The 16987-nt window shown below is 62.8% G+C and carries 16 protein-coding genes and 1 pseudogene; 6 read left to right on the top strand and 11 right to left on the bottom strand.

Going from position 1 to position 16987, the window contains the following annotated elements; genetic code table 11:
- A pseudogene (locus P3T24_RS37940) lies at positions 1 to 183 on the top strand (SEL1-like repeat protein); the annotation flags it as partial.
- 4 nt (positions 184 to 187) lie between these two features.
- Complete coding sequence (locus P3T24_RS37935) at positions 188 to 382, top strand: hypothetical protein (RefSeq protein WP_429404893.1); 195 nt, start codon at positions 188 to 190, stop codon at positions 380 to 382.
- Between the two features lie 314 nt (positions 383 to 696).
- Here P3T24_RS37935 and P3T24_RS37930 read toward each other — a convergent pair whose 3' ends face one another.
- Both P3T24_RS37930 and P3T24_RS37925 read right to left on the bottom strand, forming a co-directional pair.
- Complete coding sequence (locus tag P3T24_RS37930; protein ID WP_074264460.1) at positions 697 to 996, bottom strand: hypothetical protein; 300 nt, start codon at positions 994 to 996, stop codon at positions 697 to 699.
- Between the two features lie 252 nt (positions 997 to 1248).
- The gene (locus P3T24_RS37925) at positions 1249 to 1596 is read right to left on the bottom strand and encodes a hypothetical protein (RefSeq protein ID WP_429441797.1); all 348 of its coding nucleotides are present in this window, start codon (positions 1594 to 1596) and stop codon (positions 1249 to 1251) included.
- A gap of 234 nt (positions 1597 to 1830) precedes the next feature.
- On the opposite strand from P3T24_RS37925, the gene P3T24_RS37920 reads away from it, so the two are divergent.
- Genes P3T24_RS37920 through P3T24_RS37910 form a run of 3 tightly spaced genes read left to right on the top strand, consistent with a single transcriptional unit; the run spans position 1831 to position 4753 of the window.
- On the top strand, positions 1831 to 2649 hold the full coding sequence (locus tag P3T24_RS37920) for a MipA/OmpV family protein (RefSeq protein WP_074264462.1): 819 nt from the start codon (positions 1831 to 1833) through the stop codon (positions 2647 to 2649).
- A 10-nt stretch (positions 2650 to 2659) separates the two neighbouring features.
- The gene (locus tag P3T24_RS37915; protein ID WP_429441795.1) at positions 2660 to 3364 is read left to right on the top strand and encodes a response regulator transcription factor; all 705 of its coding nucleotides are present in this window, start codon (positions 2660 to 2662) and stop codon (positions 3362 to 3364) included.
- 15 nt (positions 3365 to 3379) lie between these two features.
- Positions 3380 to 4753, top strand: coding sequence for an ATP-binding protein (locus P3T24_RS37910; RefSeq protein WP_429441793.1), 1374 nt, complete (start codon positions 3380 to 3382; stop codon positions 4751 to 4753).
- Between the two features lie 39 nt (positions 4754 to 4792).
- On the opposite strand, the gene P3T24_RS37905 is transcribed toward P3T24_RS37910, so the two are convergent.
- The 4 genes from P3T24_RS37905 to P3T24_RS37890 form a co-directional block, all read right to left on the bottom strand.
- Positions 4793 to 5668, bottom strand: coding sequence for a DUF3667 domain-containing protein (locus P3T24_RS37905; protein ID WP_429441791.1), 876 nt, complete (start codon positions 5666 to 5668; stop codon positions 4793 to 4795).
- A gap of 149 nt (positions 5669 to 5817) precedes the next feature.
- Positions 5818 to 6186: a response regulator gene (locus P3T24_RS37900; RefSeq protein ID WP_074264465.1), complete on the bottom strand. Its 369-nt coding sequence runs from the start codon at positions 6184 to 6186 to the stop codon at positions 5818 to 5820.
- 17 nt (positions 6187 to 6203) lie between these two features.
- A complete protein-coding gene (locus P3T24_RS37895) occupies positions 6204 to 9341 on the bottom strand; it encodes a CheR family methyltransferase (RefSeq protein WP_429441789.1) in 3138 nt (1045 codons plus the stop codon).
- Between the two features lie 296 nt (positions 9342 to 9637).
- Positions 9638 to 10852: an MFS transporter gene (locus P3T24_RS37890; RefSeq protein ID WP_074264467.1), complete on the bottom strand. Its 1215-nt coding sequence runs from the start codon at positions 10850 to 10852 to the stop codon at positions 9638 to 9640.
- Between the two features lie 155 nt (positions 10853 to 11007).
- Here P3T24_RS37890 and P3T24_RS37885 point away from each other — a divergent pair, with 155 nt between their 5' ends.
- Entirely contained in the window at positions 11008 to 11931 is a 924-nt protein-coding gene (locus P3T24_RS37885) for a LysR family transcriptional regulator (protein WP_074264468.1), read from the top strand.
- A 65-nt stretch (positions 11932 to 11996) separates the two neighbouring features.
- On the opposite strand, the gene P3T24_RS37880 is transcribed toward P3T24_RS37885, so the two are convergent.
- From P3T24_RS37880 to P3T24_RS37860, 5 genes are all read right to left on the bottom strand, one after another.
- Positions 11997 to 12191 carry a DUF2474 domain-containing protein gene (locus tag P3T24_RS37880; protein WP_074264469.1) on the bottom strand — a complete coding sequence of 65 codons (195 nt, stop codon included), beginning with the start codon at positions 12189 to 12191 and terminating at the stop codon, positions 11997 to 11999.
- Between the two features lie 21 nt (positions 12192 to 12212).
- On the bottom strand, positions 12213 to 13211 hold the full coding sequence (cydB, locus tag P3T24_RS37875) for a cytochrome d ubiquinol oxidase subunit II (RefSeq protein ID WP_429287025.1): 999 nt from the start codon (positions 13209 to 13211) through the stop codon (positions 12213 to 12215).
- 82 nt (positions 13212 to 13293) lie between these two features.
- Positions 13294 to 14682, bottom strand: coding sequence for a cytochrome ubiquinol oxidase subunit I (locus P3T24_RS37870; RefSeq protein WP_429441799.1), 1389 nt, complete (start codon positions 14680 to 14682; stop codon positions 13294 to 13296).
- A 141-nt stretch (positions 14683 to 14823) separates the two neighbouring features.
- Positions 14824 to 16161, bottom strand: a complete 1338-nt coding sequence (locus P3T24_RS37865; RefSeq protein ID WP_429287024.1) for a TAXI family TRAP transporter solute-binding subunit — start codon at positions 16159 to 16161, stop codon at positions 14824 to 14826.
- A 142-nt stretch (positions 16162 to 16303) separates the two neighbouring features.
- Positions 16304 to 16987 carry an OmpA family protein gene (locus P3T24_RS37860; RefSeq protein ID WP_429441786.1) on the bottom strand — a complete coding sequence of 228 codons (684 nt, stop codon included), beginning with the start codon at positions 16985 to 16987 and terminating at the stop codon, positions 16304 to 16306.

The raw sequence follows: 16987 nt of genomic DNA, 5'->3' as shown, positions 1-16987 counted from the left end.
TGTGTCCGGGGATTTGCTTCGGTCAGCTACGACGCGACGCGCCGTTTCAGGAAAGGCGAGACGATGCCGCCACTCGCCCTGAAGGATCCCCGTCCAATTCCTGGCCTGGACTGGCTGCTAGGCATGCGCGCATACCGCACCACTGAGGAATGGAGCCTCAAGGCATACGTCGACGAGGCATAAAGGCGTGAGTCCGGGCGAACAGCGACGGCACGCTCAATACGATCGAATCGTTGCGCTGGCGCGCTGGCGTGCTGCGCTCGAAGGCGATCCGGTTGCGCAGGCGCAGATGGCGGATGTCTTTGACAAAATAAAAAAGCCCGCCATCGCGGCGTCATTGCGCGCGTGTGCGACTGAACAGAATCCGGATCTCACGCACTAGGGTAGATTGGCAACGAAGCCGAATTATCCATAGGTCAGTGCCGCATTTCGCGGGCTCGACGCGCAGCACGGCTTGCACGACCATCGCATCCTTGCAGACTGACGTCTTGTCACATGCCGCCCGCCATTTCAGGGCAGGACAGGACGGCTAGCGTTTGCTGTCTCTTCCGGATAGAAAATGCATCTGTCCACGCAACGACGTCGGACGCGCTAAAGTAAGTGTCGCCCCGCGCAGGGGCGACACTAAAGGATCACGAACAGATCAGGGAAAGGCCAACGAAAGACCGGATAATCACGCGTTAAAACCACGCGCCATTACCAGTGCCGATGCCCATAGTAGTCATGCCGCGACCACCAGCGATGCCCGTCCCAGTATTGCCCGCTATGCCAACCGATAACCAGCGACGGCGAAACGACAACAGGTGCCGCCACAACCGGTTGGTAGGCTACGACAGCAGGCGGCGGAGGCGGCGGTGCATAAACCGGAGCAGGCGCGACATAAACCGGCGCCGGCAACGCCAGGTTGATCCCGATACCGACACCCGCATTGGCGAACTGCGAGACACCGAAGATAGCTGCCCCGAGACCGAGGCTGATCAAGAGTTTGCTTTTCATGTTGACCTCCATACGTGTGGGGATGACGGCTTAACTGTAGCGCTGCGAAAGAACCCTTGAGTTACGCAAATGCAACAAAGCGTGAAGCTTGAAATTTTCACCATTGCGTGCCAATAGACGCTTTCGGGCGCGGTGTCTGGCGCAGGCGTGAGCGGGCGCAAGCGAGCGGCAACAGATGGTAATAACCGTAAAACGCTTTGCAACAGGACGAGGGGTGCAAAACGTCCGCACCTCGCGTTGAGAAGTGCGCAATCAGTCCCGGCACCGCAGCCCCCGCAATTCAAGGTGCAACTGCACGAGCCACGGTTGTGCGCAGTCGCCGGCAATTGACGCTTCGAAAGCCGGCTTTTCATACACCTGAACCTTGCGGGCAAGATCTGCATCTTCGAACGCACGCCTTGCGTGGCCGCGCACCACCAGCGTGATCATTCCTGCACCGAGCAGCATGCCGCCCAGATAGACCAGCGCCGGCATGCCGGCCTCGCTCATGCCGAACATCAGGATCAGGCCAAGACACGGCACAGCCGCAGCGCCCATCGACACCGCGAACAGCAGGAGATTGGCACGCAGCGCGGTCGCAAGACGGGGTTTCAGGGGCATGACCGTGCCGTCGGATAGAGAAGGGGACGAGGGCATCCATGCTGCACGCACGCGACTTACCCAAGACTTACCGGCGGCTACCGGTCGTTGCGGGCGTTCGCGGACCAGCCTATGCGCCGCGGCGAGCGCGGCGTCGCATCGCATCGACGAGCCGCTGATTGTTTGAGTAAGTAACGGGTAAGTCGCCCGCTCCTAAAGTCGAGACCGCCTGATCCCACTACTTTAGGAACAACCGTGAAAAGACCTTTTTGTCGAAGGTATCCTCTGCTGCTGACGTTTGCGTCCGTGGCGCTGTATTCGGCGAGCACATGGGCACAGGGCGTCCCCGACGCCCAATCCGGCCCCGACGACTCCGGCTTCACCGTCCTGAGCAACGCGACCAACGTGACGCATTGGGGCCTTGGCGTAGGAGCCGGCGTCGCCGCGTCGCCGTACAAAAGCGGCGACACCAAATACACGCCGATTCCGCTGATTTCCTTCGACGACAAATGGATCCATGCCCTCGGCACCACGATCGACCTGAAGATCGGCACCTGGGACAACGTGAGCGTCGCGCTGCGCGGCGACTATGCCCTCGCCGATGGCTACAGGAACGACGACGCGCCCATCCTGAACGGCATGCAGAATCGCAATCCTACGTTCTGGTACGGCCCGGCGCTCGCCTGGAAGACCGGCTTCGGTACGCTGTCGGCCGACTATCTGCTGGGCGGCAACCGCGGCGAGCGGGCCAAAATCGACTACAGCAAGTCGTTCGATTTCGGCAAGTTCTCGCTGCAACCGTACGGTGGCGTCGAATGGCTCAGCAGCGACTACGTCAACTACTATTACGGCGTGCGGGCGTCGGAAGCGCGGGCAGGACGCCCCGAGTACACTGGCACCGCCGCCTACGACGTATCGCTCGGCACGCGCGTCAACTACAGCATCACGCGTCAGCAGAAACTGGTGCTGGACGTCGGCGTCAAGCACTTTACGAGCGGTATCTCCGACAGCCCCATCGTAGGACGCAGTTACCTTCCTGCGGTGCGGCTCGCTTACCTCTATCAGTTCAAATGAGCGCACCATCATGTCCCGGGTAGCCATTGTCGAAGACCACGAGCGCCTCGCGGAGATGGTGCGCCAGGCGCTCGCGGCGGCCGGAATCGAGGCCGATCTGTTCCACACCGTCTCCGAGGCGAGCTACGGCGTGAGCCGCGCCGACTATGACGTGCTGATCGTCGATCGCGGTTTGCCGGACGGCGATGGCCTCGCCTTTCTGCGCACGTTGCGCGCAGCGGGCCAGATGATGCCCTGTCTGATGCTGACCGCGCGCGACGCGCTGCACGACCGCGTCGACGGACTGGAGAGCGGAGCGGACGACTACGTGACCAAGCCGTTCGCCATGAGCGAACTGGTAGCGCGCGTGCGCACGCTGATGCGCCGGCCGCCGGCGCTGTCGGCGCTGATTGCCGAGTTTGCCGACATCACGGTCGACCGGCAGCAGCACGCCATGCGCTGCGCGCACCGCTCGGTTCAGCTCGCGCAGGCCGAACTGCAGATCATGCTGTGCCTCGTAAAAGCCGGCGGCCAGACCGTTCGCCACGCCGCTCTCGAACATGCGGCCTGGGGCCTCGGCGAAGCCGTTACGCCCAACGCCCTGGAGGTGACCGTACACCGGCTGCGCAAGAAGCTGACGACGGTGGGGACGAGGCTGCGGCTCGCCAACATCCGGGGTGCGGGCTTCGCGCTGCAGGCCACGCCCGCGTCGACCGGCGCACCATCATTGTCCTGAGGCGGCCCGCTCACCATGTTCACCTTCTTCACCATGCTCAATCGTTGGATTCGAAGTCTGTCCGCGCGCTTATGGGTGACCAGCATCGTTGCGCTGGCGCTGACGCTGACCGTGCTGGCCATGGGTGTCACCTATGCGTTCAACCACTACCCGGAACAGATGCTGGGGCGGCACGACCTGATTCAGCACACGAAGGAGCTCGCAAGCGGCGTCCGCTTCGATGGCGCTGGCCGTCCCGTCTCCGTCAATCTGCCCGCGGAGCAAGCCTGGATTTTTTCGGCGGCACCGACCGAGATTCACTACCGGGTACTCGACGAGCAGGGCCAGGTGTTGTTCGCCTCGGCGAACGCGCAGAACGGTCCGGCCTGGGTTCCGGGCGACCTTGCTGCGGCTGTCGGCCATATCGAGCAGGTAAAGATGGACGGCAGATCGTTCGACATCACGACGCTCCAGTTGCGGCAGGGACCGGCGCATTTCTATGCGCAGATCGCAACGAGCGCACGTCTTCTCGATGCAATGATCGGTACGAAGGTTCGGCAGATTCCCGCCAACGTGCGAATCATCACCTCCATCGCCGCGATTATTTTCGGCCTGACGTTGACGGTCACGGTGCATCGGCTACTCAAGCCGCTGCGGGAGGCGTCGAGTGCAGCTGCGCTGATTACGCCGCGCAATCTGACGACACGGCTGTCGTTGCGAGGCATGCCGAGCGAGATCAAGCCGCTGATCGAGGCGTTCAACGGAGCGCTCGGCAGACTGGAAAACGGCTTCACCGTGCAGCAGCAGTTTCTCGCTTCGGCGGCGCATGAACTGCAGACGCCCCTCACGCTGGTCCGCGGTCAGATCGAATTGCAGCCCGGTATCGAGGACAAGGGACTCCTGCTTCGCGAGATCGATCTGATGGCGCGCCAGGTCCGCCAGCTGTTGCATCTGGCCGAAGTCAGCGAGGCGCAGAATTTCACGTTCGGTGAGGTGAGTACGGTCGACGTGGCACGCGACGTCCTGGCGTACCTCGGGCGCAAGGCCGATACGAAGCAGGTCAAACTCGAACTCGACTCATCGGGCGCGCCGGCCTCTGTGTGGGCGGACCGCAGTGCGCTCTTCATCCTGCTGAAAAACATTGTCGAAAACGCGATCAATGTGTCGCCGCCCAATAGCGTCGTGTGGCTTGTCATAGGCGCGGCTTCGATCGAGGTTAGCGATGCGGGGCCCGGTATCCGCGAGGAGCACCTGCCTTTTCTGTTCAAGCGGTTCTGGCGCGCGCCCGGTGTCAGACATGACGGCGCGGGCCTGGGGCTCGCCATCTGCAAGGAAATCGCCGTCGCGCATGAATGGCGGCTGAGCGTGAGCCGTCTGGCCGCGGGGACGCGCTTTATCGTCGGCTTCTAGATGCCGACGCGTGCAACGGACTCGACGCTTGGCGCGCGCTCAGGACATATGCCAGAGATCGGTCGAGACGAATGCGAGCACCGTTAGCGCGAGGCCCGTGACCACCCCATAACCGGTCCACAACAGCACGCCTCGCGCCACTTGCGGCAACCAGCGACCGCCGTACACGCGCTTGAGCGCGAGAATCAGATAGACCAGGACCACGAGCATGACCCAGCCGCCAAAATTCCGCACACCGGGAATCATGCAAAGCAGAAACACCAGGAAAATAAACGCATGCAGGTGCACCGTAAATAGCAGATGCATGCCGTAGTTCTGGCGCCTCTTCCGGTAGACGTACCCACACATCGCCGCAAACACCGGCATCAGCACGAACACCGTATACGGCAGGCGATGCAAAACGTGGTCGTTGAATGCGGCGAGTTTGCCCGGTTGAAACACCCAGTTCATGTGCCTGTCGAGGAACCCCAGCACCGCTTTGCCATTCGGATCGGTCTCCGAGGCGGCGAGGGTGGAGAAGACCTGAGTGGCGGGCACGGTGCGGTTATCGTCGAGCGTCACAACGGTGGGCGTGGGCGTCATGACGGTGGTCCAGCCCAGCAGCAGAAAAAACACAAAACTGAACGTCACATACAGCGACAGCGGCTTCACATAGCGGCGCCGGCGCCCCTGGAGATATTCGATCGTGAGCTGCCCCGGCTTGAGCAGCAGCATCCTGACGGTGGGGACGAGTTTGCCTTCCGCGGCCACGTAATGATGCAGATACTCATGCGCGAATTCGCGCAAGGTCGGCATTTCGTGCACGGTTTCCTGGCCGCATTGCGCGCAATACGGCCCATGCACCGGCGCATCGCAGTTGGGGCAGGCGTCGGGCAGTTCGTGTACGGCATCGTGGCTATGCGTGATTTGCGACATGCGGATGCGGGGCCGGAAGCTATGACAGGCAGCATTCTGACCGCGGCGGCGAGGCACCGTCAAGGATCTGTCAATAAGCGGCGGGGAAGTAAGGGATGCGAAAGGCTTCTGCGGAAGAGCCGATCTGTCGTGTCGACCGGCGTCGTCGGCTAGCTGCTCGTGAGCGCCACGAACAGATTTCGTACATCGAAGGGTTTTTCGCAGCGCGGATAGCGCAGGTAGCCGGGATCGAGCGCATCGGCGCCATAGCCGGTGGTGAAGACGAAGCGGACATCGCGTCCGGCCAGCCAGTCCGCAATCGGATAGGACTTCTCGCCATGCAGGTCGACGTCGAGCACGGCACTATCGAAGGCATCCCGGTGGGCTTCGACAAACTTCAGCGCTTCGTCTGCCCAGCCGAACGGACCGACGATCGTGGCGCCCGCTTCCTCGAGCAGCGCGCACAGGCTCTGCGCGACCAGATAATCATCCTCTACCACGAGAATGCGGCGCCCCTGCAGCTCAGCGCTTTGTCCCATGGCTGTCTCCGAAAGATTCAAGTGTGACCCGTGGGCCGCTCCGGCCTCAGCGGCATGGCGATCCGGCACGAAACGCCATCCTCGCCAAAGACGAGTTCGGCTTTCGCGCGGAGCGAAAAAGGCAGGCCCTGCTCGATCAACTGCCGCCCGTATCCGCGGCGCGTCGATTCCGGGGGCTGCGGCAGACCGCTTTCCCGCCACTCCAGTACCAGCAAGGAATGGTCCTGTTGCTGATCTTCCAGACGCCAACTGATGTCGAGATAGCCCTGGCCGCTCTTCAGCGCGCCGTATTTCACGGCGTTGGTGGCGAGTTCATGAACTGCGAGAGCGATGTTCTGCACGTATTCGAGGCCGAGCGGAACCGTCGGACCGGAGATGGCGACGTTTTCGGCGGCGCTGCCGGCAATGGTCTCGATCTCCATGCGGACGATCTCACCGAGTTCGATCTGCTCGTCGGTTGCTTTGCCGAGCAATCCTTGCAGGCGGCCCAATGCGCTCAGCCGGGTGGTAAATGTTTCCAGCGGCGCACCTTTGCCGAGCGTCTGGAAGGCGATGGATTCCACGACTGCCAGCAGGTTACGGGTGCGATGCTGCAGTTCGGCAACGAGGATCTTCTGGCGCTGCTCGGCGCGCGTAAGGCTCGTCACGTTGAGGAAGGTGACCACTACGCCCTCCGCCTTGTCATCGCCGTTTCGATAAGGCGCGAGGCGTACAAGGTAATGCATCTGGTGATCGTCGCTGTCGACCCGGCGCTCGATAACCTCGCCGCTGGCCACAACCCTGGCGATCGCTTCGTCGAAGCCGGTGAGCCGCAGGCGGCTCGCCAGATCGGTGATAGGTCGGCCGCGGTCGGCCGCGCGGATATTGAACACCTCGGACATGGCCGGCGTGAAGCTGCGAATCACCAGCCTGTTGTCCAGAAACACCGTGGCGACCGCAGTGCTGTCGAACAGGTTCTGCAGGTCGCTCCGCGCGCGGTCGAGCGCTTCGATCTTGCCGTTCAGTTCGGTATTGACGGTGTGCAGCTCTTCGTTGAGCGACACCAGTTCTTCCTTGGACGCTTCCATCTCCTCGTTGGTCGACTGCAGTTCTTCGTTGACCGAAACGAGTTCCTCGTTCGACGACTTCAGCTCTTCGAGCGCCGTTTCATATTCCTCTATCATCGATTGCAGGCGCTCGCGCGTCTCGCGCAACTCGCGCTCCATCTGCAGCGCGGTACCGGTGGTGGTGGCTTGCGCGCGGTTTAACGCTTCCTCGCGGCTCAGTACGGGACCCTGATCGACGAACAGGACCAGATAGAGCGGATCGGCGCCGGAGCGTGTGGCAAGCGGCTCCACAGTCAGGCTGACCACCTGCACGCGACCGTCGTCTTCCTCGATCGCAATACCGTCGCGTGTGACGGTGCGGCCCGATTCCACTGCTTCGCGAAACACCGTGCGCAGTTCAAGGCGTATGCCTTTGCGTGCCATCGTGAAAATCTGCCGGGTCGGCGCACCGGGCGCCGCTTCGAGATACTTGCCGGTGCGCGAGGAATAGTAGGCGACATCGCCTTCCCGGTTGACCACGACATGGGGCGGGGCAAATCGCTCGAGCACCTGGGTGTCGACCATCTGGCGCAACGCCGCGCCACCGGGCTGGACGCGCCGCGGCGTGAGTTCGTGCGTTTGCCCTGGGCGCAAGGCCGACACCGTGAGCGGCAGACGCACGCGTGGCATGACATCCGAGCGGCGCTGGAAGATACGATGTTTTTTCTCGAGCGGCACGAACAGATCGTCGAACTGGCTCACGCTCTCGGAGGCGCCGAGGAACAGATAACCGTCCGGACGCAGTGCATAGTGGAAGGTCGGGATCACCTGGCTTTGCAGGTCCAGACCGAAATAGATCAGCAGGTTGCGGCAGGAGACCAGATCGATACGGGAGAAGGGCGGGTCGCGAATCACGTTGTGTGGGGAGAAAATGCACAGGTCGCGCACTTCCTTGGCCACTGCGAAGCTGCCGCCGTCGGAGATGAAAAAGCGCCGGCGCCGTGCGGGCGAGACACTGCCGAGCAACGCGGCCGGATACCTGGCGGCGCGTGCGACGGCGAGGGCCCGGTCGTCGATATCGGTGGCGAAGATCTGCACGCGCGGCACGACCGCGAGCTGATCCATATGCTCGCGCAGCAGGATGGCGAGCGAATACACTTCCTCGCCGGTGGCGCAACCGGGAACCCAGATGCGCACGATATCGTCGATGCCGCGCGCCTCGAAGAGCCTGGACACGACCAGTTCGGCAAGCGCATCGAACGCTTCGGCGTCGCGAAAAAAGTTGGTCACGTTGATCAGCAGATCGCGAAACAGCGCGTTGACTTCCTGCTGATGATCGCGCAGGTGTGCAACGTACGCTTCCAGATGACCGATCTGCACCACCTGCATACGCCGCTGCACACGTCGCATGAAGGTCTTGAGCTTGTAGCCGCTGAAGTCGTGGCTGATCTGGCCGCGCAAAATGCCGTAGATCTCCGCCTGCGCCTGCTCGATCTTTTGCAGCTCTTCCTGGGCGCTGGCGCTGAACGCAATGTCGTCCAGCACGTAAGCGCTGCGGGCAAACTCCGCCAGCTTGTTGCCCATTGCCTCGACTGGCAGCGCGTAGTCGACGAGCCCGGTGGCGATGGCACTATCCGGCATGTTGGCGTGTTGCGGCCCAAAACCGTCGGCAACCTGCGCCATCGTCAGGCCGCCGCGTTCCTTGACGGCTTTGAGGCCAAGCGTGCCGTCCGAGTCGCCGCCGGACAACACCACACACACCGCCAGTTCGCCCTGGTCTTCGGCGAGCGAGCTGAAAAACACGTCGATCGGTTTGCGTTCGCGGTGCAACGCGTTTTGCGGATGGAGACGCAGATGCCGCTTTTCGACGCCGAGCATGGCGTCCGAGGGCAGCACGTAGACATGATTCTTCTGGACCGGCTCGCCGTCTACCACCACATGCACCGGCATCGTGGTATAGCGCCCGACAATCTCGGACAACAGGCTGTCGCGTGCGGGACCGAGATGCGTAACGATCACGAGGGCCAGCTCCGGCTCTTCAGGCATACCGCGGAAAAACCCTTCAAGCGCTTCGATACCGCCCGCGGAGGCGCCGATGCCAACTACCGGAAATCGCGCTGGCGTGCTCATCGTGCGATTCGCGCGACGGCGTACTGGCGCGGGGATACAGTCAGCGAGACGCTGGCTGCGTGTTGGCTTGGCATGGGATTCCTGGCGGCGGGGCGGATTGAGAGTAGTCGATAATCCTACCTTGATTTGGCCTGCGGTTACCGTTAGTTGGTTTCGGGCCGGGTGGATTTTGCGTCGAGGCGCCGGCAAGCGAAGCTTCCGGCGTGCTCATCCACCGTGTCGCAGCATTCCTTGTGCCTGGTCCAGGCTGTGCTCGCTGTATTCGTCCTGGTAAAGCGGGGTGTGCTGATTGCCAGTCAGGCCATTGCGACCGCGACCGGCCTGCCGATCGTGAGGTAATGCAGCAGCGCGAGCAGCGGAAACACGCTCGCGACGATGGCGGTCAAGGTCCAGCCGCCGTGCTCATACAGCGTGCTCGCGAGCGACGAGCCGAGCGCGCCGCCGATAAAAATGCTCGTCATATACAGGGCATTCAGACGGTTGCGGCTCGCCGCATGCAAGCCGTAGATCGCACGTTGGCCGATCACCATGTTCATCTGCGCGGCGAAGTCGAGCACGACACCCGTAACGACGAGACCGCCCACGCCCCACGCGGGATGAATCAGCGAGGGCGTAAAGGCGAGCGCGGCGATCACCAGCGCGACCAGTGTTGCGCTAACCGAGTGGCCCGCATCGGCAAGGCGTCCCGCAATCGGCGCGGAGGTGGCGCCAATTGCGCCGACCAGGGCGAACAGCGCAATGCCGTTCTGCGACAGCCCGTAATGACGTGTCAGCTCAATCGGCACGGTGGTCCAGAAGAGGCTGAAGGTAGCGAACATCAAGCCCTGATAGAGCGCACGGTGACGCAGCACCGGCAAAGTAGCGACCAGTTCGCCGAGCGAATGGATCAACTGGAAGTAGGTCGCCTGGTGCGAGGGTTGGCGCGGCGGAATCGTCAGCGCGAGCACGGTTGTCACGATCGCCATCACCACAGCGGCCGCGCCGAACACGACGCGCCAGCCGAAATGCCCGGCCACCACGCTTGAGAGCGGCCGCGACAGCAGGATGCCGAGCAGCAGGCCGCTCATGATGTTGCCGACCACGCGGCCGCGCGTTTCGTCGGGCGCGAGGTGCGCCGCCAACGGAATCAGGATCTGCACCGCAACCGAACTGAACCCGACCAGTAGCGAGATCGCCAGAAACGCGCTTGGCTGACGTGTCACGGCGGCCAGCGCGAGACTGACGATGGCGACGAGCGCCGTTGTGATCATCAGCTTGCGGTTTTCCAGCAGATCGCCGAGCGGGACGAGGAAGAACAGTCCCAGGGCGTAGCCGATCTGCGTCAGCGAGACGATCAGGCTGGCCGTGCCGCCCGTCATATGGATGTCCGGTGCGATCAGTTCGGTGATCGGCTGGGCGTAGTAGATGTTGGCGACGATCGCGCCGCAGCAGAAGGCGAACATCGCGGTCAGGCCGCGAGTCATCTGGACGGTGCCGCCATTTGCGCTGGCGGCGGGTGAGTTGGAGGTCATGGCAAATCCTGATTGACGAACCCGCATAGGATATCGGTTGCGATCCGTGAGTAGAATACGTCCATTGAGCAACCTGGCGTTGCGTGCAGCGCAACGCCAGGCGTCGAGTTGTACCCCTTGGGTCCGGCCTCGACGTTACCGGAGGAGGTCGGGAAGTGGACAAGCTGGTTGCCTTGAATACCTTGCTGGAAGTGGCCGAGGCGGGTGGCTTTTCCAAAGCGGCCCAGCGGCTGGGTGTTGCCACTTCGTCCGTCACACGTTTGATGGACGCGCTTGAAGCTTCGCTCGGTACCGCGTTGCTGACCCGCACGACGCGGCGCGTTAGCCTGACCGATGCCGGGACGGCCTACGTCGAGCAGATCAGCAAGGTACTCGACGATCTCGCGGTGGCCGACGACAGCATCTTCGATAGCGGGGCGTCGCCAGTCGGGGTGCTACGCATTTCCGTGCCGACCGCGTACAGCCGGCTGCAACTCGCGCCGCATCTGGCGAGCTTTCTCGCCACCTATCCGCGCATGGTGCTCGACGTCGTGGTCGGCGACTACTACGTCGATCTTGCCGCCGAGCGGATCGATGTCGCGGTCCGGATCGGCCTGCCGTCGCGTGACGAACACCTGGTCATCAGAAAACTGGCCGATAACGCGCGCTTCGTGGTCGCGAGTCCCGCGTATTTCGCGCGCTGCGGCCTGCCGTCCGAGCCGCAGGAACTGGCCGCGCACGAGTGCCTGCGCTTCGGCTATGGCGGAACCTATCGGCCCGCGCGCCAGATCTGGACTTTCCTGCGGGGCGAGACCGAGGTGCGCGTCGAAGTGGAGGGCCGCATGATTGCCAACAATCCGGACATCCTGCTGGAAGCGGTGCTCGCGGGCCGTGGCATCGCCTTGCTGCCGGAGTGGCTGGTGGCAGCGGAGATTCGCGCGGGCCGCCTCGTGCGCCTGTTTGCCGACGCCGAAATCAATCCGCATGCCGGCCGGTCGGCGGTCTACGCGGCTTACCTGCCGAATCGCCGCCATTCGAGCAAGGTGCGCACCTTTGTGCAGTTCCTGCAGGAACGCGTGCAAGGCGTTCGGGAGGCGTGAGCCGAGCGCTTCGGCTCGCTTTGCGTCAGCTCAGGCTACTGACGGTACTTACGGTGTTGCCGGCCTCAGCGCATGGCAGCCTGCATCAACAGGCGGAATGGCAGCGCGAGCAACATTGCCCCTGCCACGCCTGCGCACCACAGGGCGACGAACCAGAGCACGCGCTTGAGCCGCGTAGGAGCAGGGCGTTTCGCCGTGCCTGGTTGCGCAAGCGAAGAAGCGGTCTGCTTTTGTGTAGGCGGGGGCCAGGAAAGTCGCATTGCAGCGTACCTTGTCAAAGCTTAGTGGTACTTCGCACCCGGCGCAGACTTGCCGCGGAACACGTGATATCCGAGTGTCGTGTAGATCAGAATCACCGGCAGGATGATTACCGCACCCACCAGCGTGAAGAGCTGACTCGAGCGTGGCGCAGCGGCGTCCTGGAGCGTGATGGCGTACGGTATCGCATACGGCCAGATGCTCACGAGCAGGCCAATGTAGCCGAGCAGGATCAGCAGCAGCGTCAGCAGAAACGGCGTGTTGTCGTGCCGGCGTCTTAGCGCGCGGAGCATGAACAGCGCGGTAATCACGACGAGAAACGGCACCGGCAGCAAGCGATGCAGCAGGCCCGAATCGAACCAGCGCGCGGCGATTTTCGCGTCGGTCAGCGGCGTCCAGATCGACACCACCACCATGAAGCCGAGCAGCACGAAAGTGAGAGGACGCACGACCTCGTGCAGACGATGTTGCAGGTCACCCTCGGTCTTCATGATGAGCCAGCAGGCGCCGAGCAATGCGTATGTCGCCATCAGGCCAAAGCCGGTGAGCAGGCTGAACGGCGTCAGCCAGAAAAACGGCGGCCCGGCGAACACGCCGTTCGTTACCGGAATACCCTGCAGGTAGGCGCCCAGAATGACGCCCTGAAAAAACGACGCCCCACCCGATCCGGCGATGAAGGCGAGGTTCCAGAGGTTTTTGGTGCGGGTTGCCTTCTCGCGGATTTCAAAGGAAACGCCGCGAAAAATCAGGCAGACGAGCATCGTGACGATCGGCAGATACAGCGCCGAGAGCACGATCGAATAGACCGCGGGAAACACCGCAAAGAGCGCTGCGCCACCGAGCACCAGCCAGGTTTCGTTGCCGTCCCAGACTGGCGCAATGGTCGCGATCATCAGGTCGCGCTCGCCGTCGTCGGGGAAGAACGGGAAAATCATCCCGATGCCGAGATCGAAGCCATCGAGGGCGACATACATGAAGAGCCCCAAGGCGATGATTGCGGCCCAGATCGTCGTCACGTCCATGCTGTGCTCCGCTTCAGGTGAGTAGAGGTTCGCGGGATGTTGCCGTTTGCCACGGGTGCCGGTTCCTGCTCCACCGGGCGCATCATTCGACTGCGGCGAGCGGCCGCCGGCCGCTGCTGTTCGTATCGGCGGCGCTCGCATTGCGCGGCCCTGCGTCCTCGTAGGCTGGACCGATACGCAGCAGCTTGAGGATGTAGTAGATGCCCGTGCAGAACACCAGGCAATACACGATCACGAAGATCATCAGCGACACGCTCACGTCCTGCTGGGTCACCGGCGACACCGCTTGCGCGGTGCGCAGCACGCCGTATACCACCCACGGCTGGCGGCCCGCTTCGGTCGTCACCCAGCCGGCAAGCAGCGTCACGAATCCGGCCGGCCCCATGGCCACCATGATGCGCTGGAACAGACGGTTTTCGTAAACACGGCCGTGGCGCCGCAGCACCAGTCCGATCAACGCGAGCAAGATCATCAGCATGCCGAGGCCCGCCATGACGCGAAAGGTCCAGAAGATGATCGACGAATTCGGCCGGTCCTCTTTCGGAAACTCTTTCAGGCCGCGAATTTCGCCGTCCCACGAGTGCGTCAGGATCAGGCTGCCGAGATGCGGAATCTGGATCGCGTAGCGGGTCACTTCGGCCTGCATGTCCGGAAAGCCGATCAGGTTGAGCGCGGTTCCGCCGTGCTCGGTTTCCCACAGACCTTCGATAGCCGCGATCTTCGCAGGCTGGTATTTGCGCGTGTTCAGGCCATGCTGATCGCCCACCAGCGCCTGGATCGGCGCGAGCACCAGCAATAGCCAGAGCGCCATCGAAAACATGGTTTTGACGGCGGGGTCGCGCCGGCCGCGCAACAGATGCCACGCGCCGGTGGCAGCAACAACCAGCGCGCCGACGATGAACGCGGCGATCGCCATATGGGCGAGCCGGTAGGGGAACGAGGGGTTGAAGATGATCTTCAGCCAGTCCTGCGGCACTACGTGACCGTCCTCGATCGTGAAGCCCTGCGGGGTCTGCATCCAGCTATTGGAGGCGAGAATCCAGAAGGTGGAAATCAGCGTGCCGGTGGCGACCAGCAGCGTCGCCCCGAAGTGCGCCTTGCGTCCCACGCGATTCCAGCCGAACAGCATGATGCCGAGAAAGCCGGCCTCGAGAAAGAACGCGGTCATCACCTCGTAGGTGAGGAGCGGTCCGGTGATAGGCCCGGCGAATTTCGAAAAGCCGGCCCAGTTGGTGCCGAACTGGTACGCCATCACCACGCCGGAGACAACGCCCATGCCGAAGCCGATTGCGAAGACCTTCGACCAGTACAGGCACAGTTCCTTGTAGTGCGGCTTGCCGCTTTTCAGCCACGCCGCTTCGAGCACGGCGATGAAGCTGGCAAGGCCGATGCTCATCGCCGGGAAGATGATGTGGAACGATACCGTGAACGCAAACTGCAATCGCGAGAGGTCCAGCGCGCTGAGGTTCATCATTGCGGTCTCCCGAAGACGAGGGCTGGCTGGGTTGGCGGAGCGACTCCGCAGGCACATGGCAACATACACTTTTTTTCGCCGCAGTGTCGCTAACCTGCGTTCGCAGAACGTGACGGAGCAGGGCAGTGCAGCTCGCCGCTATGCGTTTCCTTGAACGAGGCGCGAGCGCACGAAGCCGACATGCTCGCGTAATACGTAAAACGCATCGGCGTAGGCGAGCGGCATGCGCAGGCTGTTGAGCGAGTCTTCGATCTGGTCGAGCTCCTCGACAAGCGCATCGCGTTGGGCCTGCGACGGATCCTTCAGCGCCTCGCGCTCGATTGCGATCAGCGAACCGTAGTTGCGATAGATGCGCGAGCGGACACGCCAGCGGTACAGTGCCGGCACCAGCCGCATGGCGGGGAACAGCAGCACGGCGACTGGCAGCAGCAGAACCAGAGTGCGATCGCCGACGCTCGCCAGCCAGAACGGCAGATTGCGGTAGAGAAAGCTCTTGCCGGTCTTGTAGTAGCGCTGCGCGTCGTCGCTGATCGGATACTCGTGCTGGATCGGGCTCGGAAACTGTCCCGCGTGCTGCAGAAGGCCGGGCATGCCGTGAATCTCCTGCGCAGCTTCGATCAGCAGATCGGAGATGGCGGGGTGCAGCCTGGTACGCGCGATGATTTCCACGGTCGGGCTGATCAGATGGATGGTGTCGTTCGGGATCTTGTGGCGCAGGTCGAGCACGCCGGGCGGCAGGTCGATTTCATCCAGATACGGAAAGAGCCGCGTATAGGCGCTCGCTTCCTCGAAGTCCATCACGGAGATACCGGGCACGCGCAACAGCCGCAGCATCAGGGCGCGAGTGGCCGAATCGCCGTTCAGTATCGCGGCATCGGCGTCGCCCGAGACCAGCTTCGTGGCGGCTTCCAGCCCGTCGGCGGGTAACAGCGTCGTGTTCTGGCCCGGCACGATGCCGTTCGCGGCCAGCAGGTTGAGCGCCAGCACCCGCGTGCCGCTGCCTTCGCGGCCCACGGCGATGCGTTTGCCTTCGAGTTGCGCGAGCCGCGTAATGCCGCTGCCGCGATAGAACACCACGATCGGGTCATAGAACACGCTGCCGAGCGACATCAACGAGGAGGCCCCGAGCCCATCGGTTACGCCGCCTTGCACCAGCGCGACGTCCACATGCTGTTTGGGGTCCAGCAGCCGTTGCAGGTTCTGCAGCGAGCCGTCCGATTCCAGTACCTTCAGCGTGATGCCGTTACGGGCGAGAATCTTTTTGTATTCGTTGGCGGCCTGCAGGAACGAACTGTCGTGCGGGCCGGCGCTCATGACGATCGTATGCGGCGGCGCCGGATCCACCAGCCAGATCACCAGCGTGATCACCAGCACCACGAACACGGCGATCGGTGCGAACGTCAAGGTTAGATCGCGCAGATCGGCATGGGAATGCTCGCCTTGAAAACTCGGTGGTCGCGGGCGATGGTGTCTCATGAAAGCTCCGTACGGGTGGCGGGGCAGGTCTTATGGCGCGCGCGGCGCGCGGTGTCTGCACGTATAGCGTAGCAGCACTGGCTTTCGTCTGAGCCTGGAAAGTGTGGAAATGCGCGGTGGCGCCGCAACAGGCACCGGATAGCTAATACTGCACCAGTATCGTCACGCGCCGGTTTGCTGCGCGAGCTGCCGCGTCGTCGCCAAGCAACAGAGGGATATTGTCGGAGTGGCCGATGGCCGCCAGCCGCTGCGGTTCGATGCCTTTATCCACCAGGAACCGCACCACGGCGCCGGCGCGTGCCGACGACAGCTCCCAGTTGGATTCGTATTTGGCGTTGGAGATCGGTGAACTGTCGGTGTGACCTTCTACCAGGATGTTGCGAGTGGAGTAGCCCTTCAACGCCGCAGCCACCTGATCGAGCACGCTGGTCGAGTCCGGCAGCAAGTGCGCATCGCCCGCGCGAAACAGGATTTTTGCATTGATGCTGATTTCCACGCTGCCCGATTCTTCGTCGATATTGATCTGGCCTCTGTCGCGCAGCGCTCTCAGGAGCGACAACAACCCGGCTCGCACCGCTTCCTGTTGGCCGTTCGCCGCGCCATGTGCGGCGATGCCGGCAGGGCTCCTGTCGTTCTTGACGCTGCGCGCGGATTCGAGAAGCTTGATTTCCAGTTCGTGGTACTTCGCCAGCTGGATCGCATACAGCGCCAGAAACAGCACCATCAGCGTGGTGACAAGATCCGAGTACGAGAGAAGCCAGCGCTCGGGGCGAGCCTCGGCGTCATCGTCCAGCTTCGGATTGGGCTTTTCGCCTGCGAGAGCCAT

The sequence above is a fragment of the Paraburkholderia sp. GAS33 genome (assembly GCF_050436645.1).
GTDB lineage: Bacteria > Pseudomonadota > Gammaproteobacteria > Burkholderiales > Burkholderiaceae > Paraburkholderia > Paraburkholderia phenazinium_B.
This window is presented reverse-complemented; position numbering and strand designations above follow the sequence as displayed.

What these genes read in the sequence shown, in the direction of transcription:
- P3T24_RS37930 (WP_074264460.1), bottom strand. Translation starts at nt 996, where the DNA reads ATGAAAAGCAAACTCTTGATCAGCCTCGGTCTCGGGGCAGCTATCTTC.
- P3T24_RS37925 (WP_429441797.1), bottom strand. Translation starts at nt 1,596, where the DNA reads ATGCCCCTGAAACCCCGTCTTGCGACCGCGCTGCGTGCCAATCTCCTG.
- P3T24_RS37915 (WP_429441795.1), top strand. Translation starts at nt 2,660, where the DNA reads ATGTCCCGGGTAGCCATTGTCGAAGACCACGAGCGCCTCGCGGAGATG.
- P3T24_RS37910 (WP_429441793.1), top strand. Translation starts at nt 3,380, where the DNA reads ATGTTCACCTTCTTCACCATGCTCAATCGTTGGATTCGAAGTCTGTCC.
- P3T24_RS37905 (WP_429441791.1), bottom strand. Translation starts at nt 5,668, where the DNA reads ATGTCGCAAATCACGCATAGCCACGATGCCGTACACGAACTGCCCGAC.
- P3T24_RS37900 (WP_074264465.1), bottom strand. Translation starts at nt 6,186, where the DNA reads ATGGGACAAAGCGCTGAGCTGCAGGGGCGCCGCATTCTCGTGGTAGAG.
- P3T24_RS37895 (WP_429441789.1), bottom strand. Translation starts at nt 9,341, where the DNA reads ATGAGCACGCCAGCGCGATTTCCGGTAGTTGGCATCGGCGCCTCCGCG.
- P3T24_RS37890 (WP_074264467.1), bottom strand. Translation starts at nt 10,852, where the DNA reads ATGACCTCCAACTCACCCGCCGCCAGCGCAAATGGCGGCACCGTCCAG.
- P3T24_RS37880 (WP_074264469.1), bottom strand. Translation starts at nt 12,191, where the DNA reads ATGCGACTTTCCTGGCCCCCGCCTACACAAAAGCAGACCGCTTCTTCG.
- cydB (WP_429287025.1), bottom strand. Translation starts at nt 13,211, where the DNA reads ATGGACGTGACGACGATCTGGGCCGCAATCATCGCCTTGGGGCTCTTC.
- P3T24_RS37870 (WP_429441799.1), bottom strand. Translation starts at nt 14,682, where the DNA reads ATGAACCTCAGCGCGCTGGACCTCTCGCGATTGCAGTTTGCGTTCACG.
- P3T24_RS37865 (WP_429287024.1), bottom strand. Translation starts at nt 16,161, where the DNA reads ATGAGACACCATCGCCCGCGACCACCGAGTTTTCAAGGCGAGCATTCC.
- P3T24_RS37860 (WP_429441786.1), bottom strand. Translation starts at nt 16,987, where the DNA reads ATGGCTCTCGCAGGCGAAAAGCCCAATCCGAAGCTGGACGATGACGCC.